We start from the raw sequence: 15,047 nt of genomic DNA, 5'->3' as shown, positions 1-15,047 counted from the left end.
GAGGAAGCGCGGCAATGTCAGGCGCTGACGGATATTCTGTTCTTTTCGAACCGGTTCGGATCGGGCCAGTGACGGCCCGAAACCGGTTCTACCAGGTGCCCCACTGCAACGGCATGGGGCATCTCAGACCTCAGGCCGAGGCTGCCATGCGGGCGATGAAGGCCGAGGGTGGTTGGGCTGTCGTGTCCAATCAAGAGACGGAAATCCATCCGACGTCCGACCTGTCGCCTTTCGCCGAAAACCGGCTCTGGGATGAGCGGGATATTCCCGCCCTGCGCCTGATGACCGAGGCGGTGCACGAGAAGGGCTCGCTGGCGGCCATCGAACTGGCGCACAACGGCCACCATGCGCAAAACCACCTGAGCCGCGCGCCCTTGCTGGCCCCATCAGAGCTCGCCCTGCAGACCGCGTATCCCAAGCAGGCCCGCGCGATGGATAAGTCTGACATTCGCGAGTTTCGCCGGTGGCACCGTGCGGCGGCGCGACGCTCGCGTGAGGCGGGTTTCGATATTGTTTATATCTATGCCGGTCATCACATGACCCTGCCGCATCACTTTCTGTTGCCGCAGTTCAACGACCGGACCGATGAATATGGCGGTTCGTTGGAAAACCGGGTGCGCCTGACCCGAGAGCTACTGGAAGAAACCAAAGAAGAGGTCGGCGATGATTGTGCCATCGCCCTTCGGTTCGCGGTCGACGAAATGCTGGGGCCCGACGGGATGCAGGCGCAGGAAGAAGGCCGGGCCGTTGTTGAACTGCTGGCAGAACTGCCGGATCTCTGGGACGTCAACGTCGCGAATTGGAGCAATGACTCTGCGACAACCCGTTTTGAACCCCGCGACGGTTTTCAAACCTCGTATATCGAGTTCGTCAAACAGGTCACGTCCAAGCCGGTTGTTGGTGTCGGGCGCTTTACGTCTCCGGACCTGATGGTGTCGCTGGTCAAGAAAGGTATCCTTGATTTCATCGGGGCGGCACGACCGTCCATTGCCGATCCGTTTCTTCCCAACAAAATCAAGGAAGGTCGCATCGAAGAAATCCGCGAGTGCATTGGATGCAATATCTGCGTTTCAGCGGATTCCTTGGGAGTGCCCATCCGGTGTACTCAGAACCCGACTATGGGCGAAGAGTGGCGGCGTGGTTGGCATCCTGAAATCATTGAGCGCCGGGGAAAAGAGGAAGCCGCGCTTGTTGTTGGCAGCGGGCCAGCCGGGCTGGAATGCGCCATGCAACTGGCGCGTCGTGGCTACGACGTAACTCTGGCCGAAGCAAAGCAAGAGCTTGGCGGCCGCGTATTGCAGGAGTCCGGCCTGACCGGCCTGTCTGCCTGGAAACGCGTGGCAGATCACAGGATCTACGACCTGCAACAACGCGGGAACGTTCAACTGTTCACCGACAGCCGCTTGTCGGCGAATGAGGTTGTTGAGCTAGGCATTCCCAACGTCTTTCTGGCAACCGGTTCAACTTGGCGGCGGGATGGTCGCGGGAAATCCGCATTTCGCGGCATAGCAATAGAGGCTGGCACCCGGGTTTTCACTCCGGACGACATCATGTCAGGGCAGGTGCCGCAGGGCGGTCCTGTTCTGATCTATGACGATGATCAGGCCTATCTTGGTGGCGTGCTGGCGGATCATCTGGCTCAGGCCGGGCGTGAGGTTGTCTTTGTGACCCCGGCCTCGATGGTTTCGCCATTTACCGAATTGACGTTGGAACAGATCAAAGTTCAGCGCAGTCTGTTGGAAAAGGGCGTTCGATTGGTTCTGTCCAAGACCTTGGCCAGCATCGCGCCCGGTCAGGCAAAAGTACAATGCGCCTATACCGGCCGAGAACAATCCATCGAATGCAGTTCTGTGGTTTTGATCACGCAGCGAACGCGAGAAACCGGCCTCTATGATGAACTTCGTGGTTTGACCGACAGCCCGATGACAAAGCTGGAACTGATCGGCGACGCGGCAAACCCCGGTTTGATCGCGGACGCTGTATTCTCGGGTCACATGGCTGCCAGGAATTTCGAACGCGACGCGGGCGACATCGACCGCGAGTATTTCCGCCGGGAAATCGTTTCCCTTGAAGCTGAATGAGGTGCGCCATGCCAAAAGATGACTTGCAAGTAATGCGCGAACTGATGGAGGCGCAGCGGGAAGGGTTCGCCTTGCCGCGCCATTTCTATACCTCTCAGGCGGTTTATGACAACGACATCAGTACGTTCTGGAACCGCAACTGGATCTGGGTCGGGCATGTCAGCCAGATCGCTGAACCGGGTGACTATTTCCTGTTCGATTACGGCCCCGAGTCCGTGATCATCGTTCGGGATCGCGAGGGCGAGGTGCGCGCGCATCTGAATGTCTGCCGTCACCGGGGATCGCGGGTTTGCATTGAACAGAAAGGCAAGGCGCGCAGTTTCATTTGCCCCTATCACGCGTGGACCTTCGACCTGAACGGCAAGCTGCGAAACGGGCGATCAATGGGCCCGGACTTTGATCCCGGCCAGTACGGGTTGTTCCCGGTTCAGGTGAAGATTTTCCAGGGCCTGATTTTTGTCTGTGTCGCTGAAGACGCCCCGCCTTTGGATGCAGCGCTGGAAAGGCTGACCCCGCTTTCAAAGCCATTCGACCTAGAGAACCTGAAGGTCGCGCATGAAGCCTCATATCCGGTTCCGGCAAATTGGAAGCTGGCCTTGGAGAACTATCTGGAATGCTATCACTGCGCACCATCCCACCAGGATTATTCCCGCAGCCATTCCCTGAAAGACCCGGCGCAAGTTCTGGAATTCAGCGGGGCACTTCACGAGCGGATGGAAGAAGCCGGAATTCCCGCTGAACAACTGGACCTCACCGGGGAAAATGCAGTTGCGCCCGGCGCAGATGTCTATTGGCGGCGCTACCCGCTGTTCCCCGGCTACATGACGGGCAGCAAGGATGGCGCGCCTCTGGCGCCACCCTTGGGTGATCTGAAAACTCACGATGGCGGCGCCACCGATCTGGGGGTTGGGATGCTCAACTACTTCCTCGTCTACGCAGATCACGTAGTTGGTTATCGGTTCGTCCCACGCGCCCTTCAGGAAACGGACATTCAGATCGTCTGGTACGTGCGCGGCGACGCTGAAGAAGGTCGCGACTATGACAAGGATGCACTGACATGGCTTTGGCATGTCACGTCGCTCGATGACGAACGGATCATCCGCCACAATCAGGAAGGCGTGAATTCACACCATTTCGTCCCGGGGCCGCTGTCCGAGATGGAATGGAGCATTCCCGGCTTCTATCGCAACTACTTCAGCATGATCTGAGACGCGCAAAATTCGGAGAAGAACGATGACAGAAATTACGCAGCGCAGATCACGACGGCGCGGGGGCGGGCGTGAAGCACGCGCGGCCGTACGGACCAGCAATACCGCCTCGCAGGCAATCTGGCCCGGCATCCCCGGTGGCCGATACAAGCCGCTGTCAGACGCCGATATGGCACGAATCCACGAAGCCGCGCTCGGCATTCTGGAACGCACAGGCGTCGGCGATCCCACGCAGGAAGTCCTTGATCTTGTGCTGCCCAAGGGGGCGACAGTGAACGAGCACGGCAGGCTGTGCTTTCCGCGCGCCCTGATAGAGGACCTGTTGGCCAAGGCCGCCAGTGAATTCTATGTCCACGCACGCGGATCGCGGGCCGGCAAGGACGACATGCATTGCACCAAGGACAAGGTGTACTACGCAAACTCCGGCACCGCTGTGACAACGTTTGACGCCGAAACGCGCAGCTACCGGCCATCAACCCTCAAGGATATTTATGATTTCACCCGTCTGGTGGATCGGCTCGACAATATTCACATGACCGGCGACACGGTTCTGGCAACGGATGTTCCGCAGGATTACGAGCATGACATGAGCATGCTCTATGCCATCCTGGCGGGTAGCGAAAAACCGTCCTGCCTGACCTTCCGCACGCGCGAGCATATTCAGGACGCGATCCATCTGTTCGATCTGGCTTCGGGCGGGGAGGGCAAGTTCCTTGAAAAGCCCTCAGTCATCTTTGGTGGCTGCCCAATCGTTTCTCCCCTTCGCTTTGGGCGGGATAATCTGGAGATCCTGATCGATACCGCGAAAATGGGTCTCGTTTGCGATCTTGCAGTTCCGCCGCAAGCCGGGGCGACATCACCCGCGCCGCTGGCGGGGACCTTGGCGCAGGCGGTGGCCGAGACCCTGTCATGCGTCGCCATTGCCAACCTGCTCAACCCGGGCACACCGGTCGTCTTCGCGGCCTGGCCCTTCATCACCGACCTGCGCACCGGGTCGTTCACGGGCGGCAGCGGTGAACAGGCGCTGATTTCGGCCGCAGCCATTCAGATGGGCAATTTTTACAACCTGCCGACCAGCGTCGGATGTGGCATGACGGATTCCAAGATCCCCGACGCGCAATATGGTCTGGAAAAGGCGCTGACCTTCGCCTTGGCGGCCCATGCCGGGGCCAACCGGCTCTGCGAATTTGGCGGGATGGTCGGCAGCCTGATGGGGTGCAGCTTCGAGTCCATGGTCATCGACAATGAGGCCGCCGGAATGATCTCGCGAACGCTCCGTGGAATTGAAGTGAGCGACGAGACGCTTTCCGTCGACGTCATCCATGAATGCGCGATTGACCCCGGCCACTTCCTCGGCAACGCGCAGACCTTGCAATACATGGAGACCGAATATGTCTATCCGACCCTGTTAGACCGGGAACTGACCGACACATGGGAAAAAGCCGGGCGTCAGGACATGTTTGAACGCAGCCGCTCGGTGGTGGATGACATTCTGTCCAATCACTACCCGAACTACTTTGGCAGCAAGGCCGATGCGGAAGTGCGTTCGAGGTTCCCGATCAAACTGCCGCCCGAGGCGATGCGGGCGGGGTGAACTCTGCGGTTAACAGCAAAGGCATCGCAACGTGCAGGATTGCGATGCCGCGCTGTTGTAGTGCCTAAGTCCAAAACGCGCCCTTGTGCGTCAGGTCTTTGATTGCCAGACGGCCTCCAATTTCAAGAAGGCCGAACGCCTGGTTCAACTCGCCTACTGACTTGCCAAATCCAACCACCCTTCTTCGGGTTCTGAAACCGCTAGGCAAGGCAATCATGAACCCGTCGGCCCCTCCGCTTGCGTCTCGTGGTTCAAGCGGCGCAGATCATTTATCATTGCTTTGGCCAGCGAGATGCACATGAGCAGCAACACTACGCTGAACGGTAGCGCGCCAATGATCATCGAATTGGTCAAAGCCTCTAACCCGCCGCCACCGGCAATCAGCAAGGTTCCAATGACAAGCGTCAGCAGCGCGCCCCAGATAACGCGATGAAGCAAACCGGTGTCTTCAGACCCACCGGACATGATCGTGTTCATCACGAGAATGCCGGAGTCGGCGGACGTGACGAGGAAGGTCATGGTCAACACCACACACATGACGCTCATGATGATGAGGAAGTCGCCCGAAATCATTTCCCCCAAGGTGACAAACAGTGTCGCTGTTGTTGATGCGGCAAGGATTGACCCGTTGGCGTCCCCATTCAGCTCCATATCGATAGCGGCCCCACCCAGAATGGCCATCCAGGCGAAGCACACAAGGGACGGAGCAATAACCGCGCCAAGGATGAATTCGCGCACCGTGCGCCCCTTCGAGATACGCGCCAGAAAAAGACCCACGAAAGGCGAGAACGCGATCCACCACGCCCAATAGAAGGTCGTCCATCCGGCCTGCCATTCAAACAAGCGCCCCTGTGTGCCCGCGTCATAAGCCGCAGTCTTGGTTGCGTCGGAAAGATTGGCGGTATCGTTTCTCAACCCTTCCAGGAAGGCAGCTTTTGTACCCCAGGCATCTGTTGCGCCCGCAAACAGCTCTTCGACAAAGGGAGCCGCCTCGGCCGGCAGTACGGACGCGTACTCGATCTCCGATATTGGGCGATAAGCCTGAAAACTCAGCGAGATGAAGTTCTTGACGTAGTCGACCAGCGCCGTTGCATAAGTCGTTGCGGCAAACGCAAACGAGCCAAAAACAATGAACACTGCCAGCAATACCAGGGACAACAGCAGGTTGATGTTCGACAGGTATTTGACGCCGCGCCCCACACCAGAAACGGCCGAGAGTGTCGACATCATCATGACCAGAACCAGCGCCGTGATCAGTCCGGCGGTCGACGGCTTCATTGCGGTCGGCGCACTTTCCACAAGCCAATTCGCGCCGGTAATCAGAAACGCGCCATCGACCAGTTGAGAAACGCCATAACCGATCGTCACAGCCACGCCGAGTATCGTCGCCACGACGCCGAGTATATCGATCACATGGCCTGCAATTCCGTTGGAGTATTCTCCGAGCAACGGTGTCAGCGCCGTCCGAATTGTCAGCGGCATGCCCCGGGTATTGGCGTAGTAAGCAAGGCTCAGGCCGGTGACCACGTAAATTGCCCAAGCGTGAAAGCCGGTGTGCAAAAACGTATAGCGGTAAGCGCCTTCAATTGCCTCCTCACTTTTTGGAGCAACTTGCCCGGAAACGGTCAGTGGATTTGTCTCCCACAAACCCAGTGGTTCAGCGGTTGCGTAGACCATAAGACCCACGCCGAGACCCGCGCCAAACATCATCGAAAACCATGAAAAGTTTGAAAATTCCGGCGTCTCAACTTCTGCCCCAAGCCGCATTCGCCCGGTCGCCGGAACAAGCGCAACAAGAAAAAGGAAGAATACAAACAGACCGACCGAAATGTTGTAAAAGGCGTTGAATTCGGCCAGCAACCCTGACTTCCAAGAACGCAACGTGTCGTTTGCAGATAGCGGCCAAACCAACGCCCACAGGACCAGCAGCGAAACCGAGAATTTGCTGAACAGCGCAATCGGCAGGTTATATCCTTTGTAAAACCCGGTCCGCTGCGTTTCTATTTTGAGGTCTGTGAAGGGGTCCTCAAGCGCCATATTCTAACGGTCTCACATAGGTTGACTGTTTCACTTATGGCGCCGCAGCGCTAATCCCTTTGCAAGAACGCGCGACGCTTTCGACAACCAAAGAATAGACCCGAACAACAACTGGTTTCCACCTTCACGTTTTCTGGTTGGTCAGATGTCTCACAGAAAGTCTCGGTAATTCTGTTGGTTGGGTATTGTGCCAAACATCCTGGTGTTGATCGTGGCAGGTTCCGGGTGGCGCAGTTTTTTGTGTTGGTTCATCAGTTGCACGCAGCGTGCCGTTGTCAGCTTGGCGTGTGTGAACACACGCGGCCAAACTCCAATCTGAAATGACCATTGGGGATCAAATCAAACGCCATGGGAAGGCGGAACGTGTACGCCTCATAATCAAATCGATCGGGTGCGTAACAAACCCGCTCGGTTCAGGCCGCCATGTGCCATAATATCTCGGACCACAGTCACTCAGATGCGATAAACACATTGGATACCAAGCTCGCCACTACGATTATCGCCGATATCTCGGACAGCACTCCGTTCTATGAGTCGATGGAGGATGATCAGGCGCGGAAGCTGATACAATTCGAGATCGACCGACTGCGCGAAGTGACAAGAAAATTTGGCGGAATTGACGTGGGGCAGAAAGGGGATGACGTCCTTTGCTACTTCTTTGATCACGCCGCCGCCGTTCATGCGGCGCTTGAGATGGTCAGCAAGCCCCCGGGAACGGTGCTGTCCGTTCATGCAGGGGTCCACAAGGGCCCCATCGTCATTGCCGAGAATGATATATTCGGCGAAACCGTAAACCTGACGGCGCGGCTGGCGGCGGCGGCCAACCCGGGCGAGGCCTGTCTGAGCGAAACCGTTGTGACCGGATTGCGATCGAACATCCGAAAGCAGTTGATCCCGATTGGAGCGCTGCGCCTGAAAGGCGTCAGCGATCCGGTCAGGGCTTATTCCCTGGTTGCAGCTACAGACGGTCTGAGTACGGTCATGCATTCGCCAACCCGATCCGGCGATGTTCCGCTGGGACAACAGGGCGAGAGTTTCACGCTTGTGCTGTATCACGACGACCAGTCCTGGAGGTGCAGGGACGGCGAAGAGCTTAGCATCGGAAGGTCCAACCAGTGCGACGTGATATTGCCTCAGCCCTGGGTTTCGCGGCTGCATGCCGTATTCAGCGTCAAAAGCGGCAAGCTTACGCTGACCGACCGAAGTTCGTCCGGAACCTTTGTTCAGATCGAAAACGCAAGGGAAATCCAGCTGAAGCGAGAGACCGTCATGCTGGCTGACAGCGGGCTGATATCGCCGGCGCTACCTGTCCTGCACGCCGATGCGCGCCCGTTGGAGTTTGAAATCGTCCGCCGCTGAATATGATCTGTGTACCGTATTCCCGCTTCTGTGGCGAAAGTCTCAGAAGGAGACCTGCATTTATGTTAGGATCGGCGCGAAAGGTTGTTCTCAGCAAACTTCAGGAGGGAAAGATGTCATTGAATTCTTCTGGAAACCAAGTGCGCCGGGGCTGTCTTATCTTTGGGGCGATCACCTTGTTCGGCAGCATGACCGCCTATGCGCAGTCCACGATGCCCAACGCCTGCCCGGTGGACGGGTGCGAGGTTCAGATTGTTTCGGTCGAAAAAAACGGTGAAGAACTGGTGGTTACCTACGAGGCGAATTTCACGCCTGATGTGTCAAAGAACCACTTTCACGCCTGGTGGGGTGACAGCTATTCGGTCGGACAGGTTGGCCGCAATGCCCAGAGCGATTTCAACGTTGAACAGGGCCGCTGGCACCGGCATGATGAATACCCGAGCTATGTCACCAAAGAGGCGGCTTCCACGGCAGCGCGCGACGGAGGCACGATGATGTGCGTGACTGCCGGCGATCGGGACCACAATATCCTGGATGCGACCAAGTTCCATTGCGTTGACGTGAAAGAGCACCTCTAAGACGCAGACCGCAACATGAGTTTTCCTGCGTTCATTGGCCGGTATGCCGTCGAAAGGGAAATAGCCAGCGGAGGTTTTGCGGCAGTTGTCCTCGCGCGGGATGAGGAACTGGAGGTTCCTGTAACCCTCAAGATCCTCCATTCGAATCTGGCCGCCAATGAAAGCGTCATAGCGCATTTTCTTGAGGAGGCGCGCTTGCTGCGGCGCATCCGGTCACCGCGCGTCGTGTCGGTTCATGACGTAGGGCGGCTGGAAGACGGTCGTCCTTATTTCGTTATGGATTATGCGGACCGTGGGACTCTGGCCGAGCGGCTTAAGCAATTGGACCCCGCCGTGCTGGCAAGGCGCGAGGGTCTGGGCACTCTGATCGATGCACTGGCGGATGGCTTATCGGCGGTTCACGAGGCGAATGTCGTTCATCGTGATGTCAAACCCGCGAATGTTTTGCTGCAAAGGGTCAAACGCAGCAGGGACAACGGCAACTCAGCCTCGCTTGACGCACTGGTAGAGCCGGACGAACGCGTCTTTTTAGCCGATCTCGGCATCGCCAAGGATCTTGCGATCGATGTGACCGGCGCGACCATGATGGCCGGCACCCCGTTGTATCAGGCCCCGGAACAGGCTGAACATGGGCATCCTGTCACGCCGATGACGGATATCTATTCCGCCAGCGCGTTGATGTGGCATGTCTTGACCGGCAGGCCCCCACCGCCGTTCCATCATGTTTCTGAACATATCTCCGGGCTGCCGGACATGTGGCGCGACTGCATTGAACACGGCATGGCGATGGACCCCGAAGCCCGGTTTCAGGAAATGTTATCCTGGCGCAGTGCAATGAACGATGCGCTGGATCGCGACCGGCGCGAGGCTGCATCCGAAGCTGTAACCCAGATTTCGGAAAGCCGGGTGGAATGCCCCTATAAAGGGCTTGCTGCCTTTCAGCCCGAAGATTCTGGTTACTTCTTCGGGCGAGAGGATCTGGTCGAGGACCTCGTCAGCCGGCTACAAAAAAGTCGCATTCTGGTGTTGGGCGGTTCGTCAGGCAGTGGCAAATCCTCGGTCCTGCGGGCTGGTCTTCTGCCGGCGGTTGCTGCAAATGCGATATCGGGCAGTGAAAACTGGCGGGTTTGCATCTTTACGCCAGGTCGGGATCCGATGACTGATCTGTACTTTCAGCTGATCGGGGACAACTCGCATCTGACGGCCCAGATTTCCCTGAACGACTTTATCGCCTATCCCAGCGCCGCGCGCCGTCTAGCAACCGCCAACAAGGGCGAGCTACTGATTTGTATCGACCAGTTTGAAGAACTGTTCACGCTGGTCACGCAAGAGCGCAGAGGCAAGTTCATCGAAGCCCTGTCGGCGATGACCGATCCAGCCGACAGCCGCGTGCGCATCGTGCTGACAATTCGGGCGGACTTCTATGCGTCTTGCGCTGAAATCCCTTGGCTTGCAGATCGCATTTCCGAGAACCAGTTGCTGGTCGGCCCCATGACGCGCCCCGAGTTGCGCAGGGCGATCAGCGAACCTGCGCGCGCGGCCGGGTTGCATATGGACAGATCTCTGATCGACGCCATTGTTGATGAGGCCGGGCGAGAGGCCGGTTCGCTGCCACTGGTGGCGCATTCTCTCTATGAAACGTGGAGCAGGCGTAAAGGCGCGGTTATGTCACTGGACGGCTATCGGCAGGCTGGCGGGGTTGCGGGCGCGATCAGCCAGACGGCCGAGACGCTTTATTCGAGCAGTTTTGACAAGAAACAGCAGGCGGCAACGCAACGGCTGTTTCTGCGTTTGGTCACTCCGGGCGAAGGCACACCCGATACGCGCCGGTTGCTGCCGATAGACGATGTCGAGCGTGACATTGACCCGGACACGACGCGGCGGGTTGTCGAGGCTTTGACGGATGCGCGGCTTTTGACGGTGGATGAAAAATCCGTGCAGATCGCGCATGAAGCGCTGCTTCGTACCTGGCCACGGTTGGATTCGTGGATCGAGGACAGCCGCGACGATCTGCGCATGCGCCAAAGGATTCAGCACGACGCGGCAAAGTGGCAGGCGGAAGACCGAGAACCGGATCTGCTGTATCGCGGAACCCGGCTGCTGGCTTCGCTGGAATGGTCCGAATGCCATGAAAACGTGCTGGGCAGTCAGGAACGCGATTTTCTGGACGCGGCGCGGGAGGCGCGCGAACGGGCTCTGGCCGTCTCCAACCAGCGCAGGATGCGGCGGCGGCGCATCAACCAGATTGCGGTGGGCGCTCTTGCCTTGCTCGCCGCAGGCGCGACGTCAGCTTCATTTCTGGCGCTTCGCGCCTCGCAGCTTGCGGAAAGCAACCGTGAGATGGCCGTTGCGGCCACCGCCGAAGCCAACGAGCGGTTTGCCCGCGCGCTGGGTGCGGCCGCGAACGGCTTGTCGCAAACCGATCCGCTGCTAGCCCTTTCCCTAAGCGCCGAGGCCATCGCCCGCGCCAAATCCGCCGGTTCCACGTCCGAGGCGCGAACCGCAATGCTGATGGCGCGGCAGCAACTGGAAAAACCCGGCCTGATCCCGTTGGGCAGCCCGCTGACAGTTGGCGATGCTCAGACCATGGCCTTTGACCCTTCGGGCCTGAGAGTTGCCGTGGGGCTGCGCGACGGGCGTATTATCATTCACAGTTCCAGCGCAGACGAGGGTGTTCTGGCGGAACTGGTGGGGCATTCGGGTGGTATCAGAGACCTCGCTTTTTCACCCGACGGAACGTTACTTGTTTCTGCGGCGACTGATGGGGATGTCCGCCTGTGGAATGTCATCCCGTCCCGGACCGGCCCGGTCACGACACTGTTTTCCGGCGATGACGTGGCATTTGGCGTGGCTTTCGACGCAAGCGGCCAGCGGGTCGCCTCGGCCACCGGCGACGGCACCGTCCGGCTGTGGGATGTCTTGACCGGGATGCAGATCGGCGCTCCGCTGGCGAAAATGCCACTGGGGTTCAAAAGGGTGGCGTTTTCGCCTGTGTCCGACGGGTTGGTCGCGGGAAATGTGGATGGTGCCATTTTCGGCTGGGTTGACCAGGAATGCGCCCCGGCGTTTCTGCCCATCCCGGGCGGCCCGCTTGGACCTGATCCGGATCATCTGTCCTTTGACAGCACAGGAAGTTCCTTCGCGGTATCCCACACCAACGGCAAGGTTTCGACGATCGGGTTTCCGCAAGGCGCGCCGATCATCGAACGGTTCCCGGATGCGGGACCCATTGTTGCAGCAACTTTCTCGGGTCCTGAAAACGTTTTGATAGGTGCCAGTGCCGATGGAACACTGCGCATGGAAAGTGCAGCCCTGTCGCCCTTGGGTGACGTGGTGCAGGCGCACAGTCAGAGTATCGTGGATATCGGAGTGGCGCGCGAATCGCCGGTGATGGCGACATTAGGCCGGGATCAGCAGATTCGTCTGTGGCGGGTCAACCCGGAACCTGGCGATGGTGATATGCTGGCCTTGCCGGACGGGACGAAAGCGCTGGGGGTAGCGTACAGCCCGAATGGCACGTCTATTGCCGTGGGCGACGACAACGGCAATGTCTGGATCTGGCATGTCGGGTCGGCGATGAAACCCATGTTGCTAAGGGGGCACGGCAATCAGGTCTGGGCCGCGGCGTTTTCAGCTGATGGCCAAATGCTTGTGACAGGTGACAGAGACGGCGACATTCGTGTCTGGGATACTGCGACCATGCAGTCAAAGCAGCGTTTTAACCTGGGCAAAACGCCGGTCTGGTCGGTAGCGGCTGCGGGACCTTCTGCGTTCTTCGCGGCAACTGGGTCCGGACTGTTTCGCTTGGATGTGTCTGAGAGCATCGCTGTCAACCCGGTTGAACCGGGCGAAATCGCCCTGAACCGCGTTGCGGTTTCGCCCGACGAAACCCGCGTTGCTGCCGCGTCACCGGACGGAAAACTCTACATCTGGACGACGGCTAATAATCAGTTGGAACGGGTTATCGAAGCGGATGATAATACCGTGTGGAGCGTTGCTTTCAGTGCCGACAGCGCGCGAATCGCATCCGCCTCGAGCGACGAGGTGGTCAAGATCTGGGACGTGCAAACCGGCGCTGAACTGGCGTCATTTGGTGGCCATAAGGGCGGCGCGACCGATCTTGCCTTTCTGGCGGATGGTGCAACATTGGTCGCCATCGACAGATCCGGTGAGCTTCATTGGTGGGATACGGTTGCCAATTGGCGGCTCATGCCTGTCCAAAGGGTACATAAGGGACCAAGCTGGCGTATCGCTCTGGCGCCCGGCGGCCAGACCTTTGCGACATCGGGTGAAGAGGGAACCGTCCGTATCTGGGACAGGCTGAGCCTGGAGATTGCCTGTGCGCTGGGCGGCCCGACTTTCGACAAAAGGCGCAGAGGACAGTATCTGGGCAGCGCGGAACCATCGACAAGTTGCGATCGACCGGAGCGTTAGCACGCGTCTGGCGGCTCACTTTCTTCAAAACGCCCGATGTAGTAGTCTGCGCCAATGGGAAGAAGGAGGCCGCTGCAATGGACTACTACGACCTTGGAAATTACTCCCGGCCGGTTTCGACCACGTCAAACGAGGCGCAACTTTGGTTCGACCGGGGCCTGGCCTGGACGTATGCCTACAATCACGAAGAAGCAATCGCGTGTTTTCGTAAAGCCGTGGGCGCTGATCCCGGTTGCGCCATGGCACATTGGGGCATCGCCTATTGCATCGGCCCCAACTACAACAAACCCTGGGAGGCTTTCGAGGAAGAGGAAAAGCCTGACTGCATCGATGTGGCCGGTGCCTCGGTCAAGACCGCCATGGGGTTGCTGGATGATGTTACTCCGGCCGAACGAGCCCTGATTGAAGCGTTGTCGGTGCGCTATCCCGAGACGGCAGAGATTGCGGACTTTGCGCCTTGGAATGACGCCTTTGCCAATGCCATGCGCGAGGTCCATGCAAAACACCCAAACGATTCGGATATCTGCGCGATTTTTGCCGAGGCGATCATGAACCGCACACCCTGGCAGCTTTGGGATTTGCCGACAGGACAACCGGCCGAGGGTGCAGACACCGAAGAGGCCATCGCCGTTCTCGACAAGGCATTCGAAACGCTTCCGGGTGCCTGGGCACATGCCGGGCTGTTGCACATGTATATTCACCTTATGGAGATGTCCCCGCACCCCGAGCGGGCATTGCGCCATGGCGATGCGCTGAGCACTTTGGTGCCTGATGCGGGCCATCTGTTGCATATGCCGACCCACGTGGACGTGCTTTGCGGGGATTACATGAATGTGGTGCTGCGCAACGAAGCGGCAATTGTGGCGGACCGGAAGTTTCTGAAACGCGAGGGTGCGGACAATTTCTATTCGGTCTACCGGTGTCACAACTACCATTTTAAAATCTACGGCGCGATGTTTCTGGGTCAGCCCACTGCGGCGCTGGAAGCGGCCGATGAACTGATTGCGACCCTGCCGTCAGAAACACTGCGCCCGATGGCAGACTGGTTCGAGGGTTTCATCCCGATGAAACAGCACGTGTTGATCCGGTTCGGGCGATGGCAGGATATTCTGGATCAGTCCTTGCCCGACGATGAAGAGCTGTACAGCGTCACGCGCGCTATGATGCGCTACGCGCGAACAGTGGCGTTGGCCAATACTCAGCGTCTGGACGAGGCGGAAACGGAACGAGACCTGTTCTATCAGGCGCTGGATCGGGTGCCGGACAGCCGGATGCTGTTCAACAACACCTGCCGCGATATCCTGAAGGTGGCCGAACAGATGATGCTGGGCGAGCTGGCCTATCATCAGGGTCAGTTTGAAACGGCCTTTGAACACCTGCGCAAATCGGTCGGGATCGACGATAACCTGCCATATGACGAGCCGTGGGGCTGGATGCAGCCGACCCGCCATGCGCTGGGCGCGCTGTTACTTGAACAGGGGCAGGTCGAAGAAGCCGAGGCGGTTTATCGTGCCGATCTGGGGCTTGATGCAACGCTCAGCCGGGCCTGTCAGCATCCGGGCAATGTTTGGAGCCTGCACGGTTTGCATGAATGTCTGACGCGGCGTGGTGAAACGGTGGAGGCAGCGCATATCAAGCTGCAACTCGACAAGGCGGTTGCGCGTGCGGACGTTCCGATCCGCGCGTCCTGCTACTGTCGTCAGAAAAACCTGGCCGCCGCGTAAGAACCTCGGTGTCGAAGGTGTGGGGCAAACCG

General features: G+C 58.5%; 8 protein-coding genes. 7 read left to right on the top strand and 1 reads right to left on the bottom strand.

From position 1 onward, the window contains the following. Positions 1-14: 14 nt before the first annotated feature. Genes ACR0FE_RS06080 through ACR0FE_RS06070 form a run of 3 tightly spaced genes read left to right on the top strand, consistent with a single transcriptional unit; the run spans position 15 to position 4,883 of the window. Positions 15-2,081 (top strand): oxidoreductase, encoded by a 2,067-nt coding sequence (locus ACR0FE_RS06080; protein WP_170613658.1) that lies wholly within the window; start codon positions 15-17, stop codon positions 2,079-2,081. A gap of 8 nt (positions 2,082-2,089) precedes the next feature. Next, positions 2,090-3,289, top strand: a complete 1,200-nt coding sequence (locus ACR0FE_RS06075; protein ID WP_480911700.1) for an aromatic ring-hydroxylating oxygenase subunit alpha — start codon at positions 2,090-2,092, stop codon at positions 3,287-3,289. Between the two features lie 25 nt (positions 3,290-3,314). Next, positions 3,315-4,883 carry a trimethylamine methyltransferase family protein gene (locus ACR0FE_RS06070; RefSeq protein ID WP_480490596.1) on the top strand — a complete coding sequence of 523 codons (1,569 nt, stop codon included), beginning with the start codon at positions 3,315-3,317 and terminating at the stop codon, positions 4,881-4,883. Between the two features lie 213 nt (positions 4,884-5,096). Here ACR0FE_RS06070 and ACR0FE_RS06065 read toward each other — a convergent pair whose 3' ends face one another. Continuing rightward, positions 5,097-6,920 (bottom strand): BCCT family transporter, encoded by a 1,824-nt coding sequence (locus ACR0FE_RS06065; protein ID WP_480911697.1) that lies wholly within the window; start codon positions 6,918-6,920, stop codon positions 5,097-5,099. Between the two features lie 471 nt (positions 6,921-7,391). Here ACR0FE_RS06065 and ACR0FE_RS06060 point away from each other — a divergent pair, with 471 nt between their 5' ends. The 4 genes from ACR0FE_RS06060 to ACR0FE_RS06045 all read left to right on the top strand — a co-directional run bounded on the left by ACR0FE_RS06060 (position 7,392) and on the right by ACR0FE_RS06045 (position 15,015). Continuing rightward, on the top strand, positions 7,392-8,279 hold the full coding sequence (locus tag ACR0FE_RS06060) for an adenylate/guanylate cyclase domain-containing protein (protein ID WP_480911695.1): 888 nt from the start codon (positions 7,392-7,394) through the stop codon (positions 8,277-8,279). Positions 8,280-8,392: 113 nt separating this feature from the next. Then, complete coding sequence (locus ACR0FE_RS06055) at positions 8,393-8,857, top strand: hypothetical protein (protein ID WP_480911693.1); 465 nt, start codon at positions 8,393-8,395, stop codon at positions 8,855-8,857. A gap of 15 nt (positions 8,858-8,872) precedes the next feature. Then, the gene (locus tag ACR0FE_RS06050; RefSeq protein WP_480911692.1) at positions 8,873-13,291 is read left to right on the top strand and encodes a WD40 repeat domain-containing serine/threonine protein kinase; all 4,419 of its coding nucleotides are present in this window, start codon (positions 8,873-8,875) and stop codon (positions 13,289-13,291) included. Positions 13,292-13,368: 77 nt separating this feature from the next. Further along, positions 13,369-15,015 (top strand): hypothetical protein, encoded by a 1,647-nt coding sequence (locus tag ACR0FE_RS06045; RefSeq protein ID WP_480911690.1) that lies wholly within the window; start codon positions 13,369-13,371, stop codon positions 15,013-15,015. The last annotated feature ends 32 nt before the right edge of the window (positions 15,016-15,047 follow it).

Source organism: Ruegeria sp. K7 (genome assembly GCF_056531785.1).
The sequence above is the reverse complement of the archived record's forward strand: the minus strand, read 5'-3'. Positions and strand labels throughout refer to the sequence as shown.

Excerpts from the sequence above, each read along its gene's own strand:
- ACR0FE_RS06080 (WP_170613658.1), top strand. The coding sequence starts at position 15 with ATGTCAGGCGCTGACGGATATTCTGTTCTTTTCGAACCGGTTCGGATC.
- ACR0FE_RS06075 (WP_480911700.1), top strand. The coding sequence starts at position 2,090 with ATGCCAAAAGATGACTTGCAAGTAATGCGCGAACTGATGGAGGCGCAG.
- ACR0FE_RS06070 (WP_480490596.1), top strand. The coding sequence starts at position 3,315 with ATGACAGAAATTACGCAGCGCAGATCACGACGGCGCGGGGGCGGGCGT.
- ACR0FE_RS06065 (WP_480911697.1), bottom strand. The coding sequence starts at position 6,920 with ATGGCGCTTGAGGACCCCTTCACAGACCTCAAAATAGAAACGCAGCGG.
- ACR0FE_RS06055 (WP_480911693.1), top strand. The coding sequence starts at position 8,393 with ATGTCATTGAATTCTTCTGGAAACCAAGTGCGCCGGGGCTGTCTTATC.
- ACR0FE_RS06050 (WP_480911692.1), top strand. The coding sequence starts at position 8,873 with ATGAGTTTTCCTGCGTTCATTGGCCGGTATGCCGTCGAAAGGGAAATA.
- ACR0FE_RS06045 (WP_480911690.1), top strand. The coding sequence starts at position 13,369 with ATGGACTACTACGACCTTGGAAATTACTCCCGGCCGGTTTCGACCACG.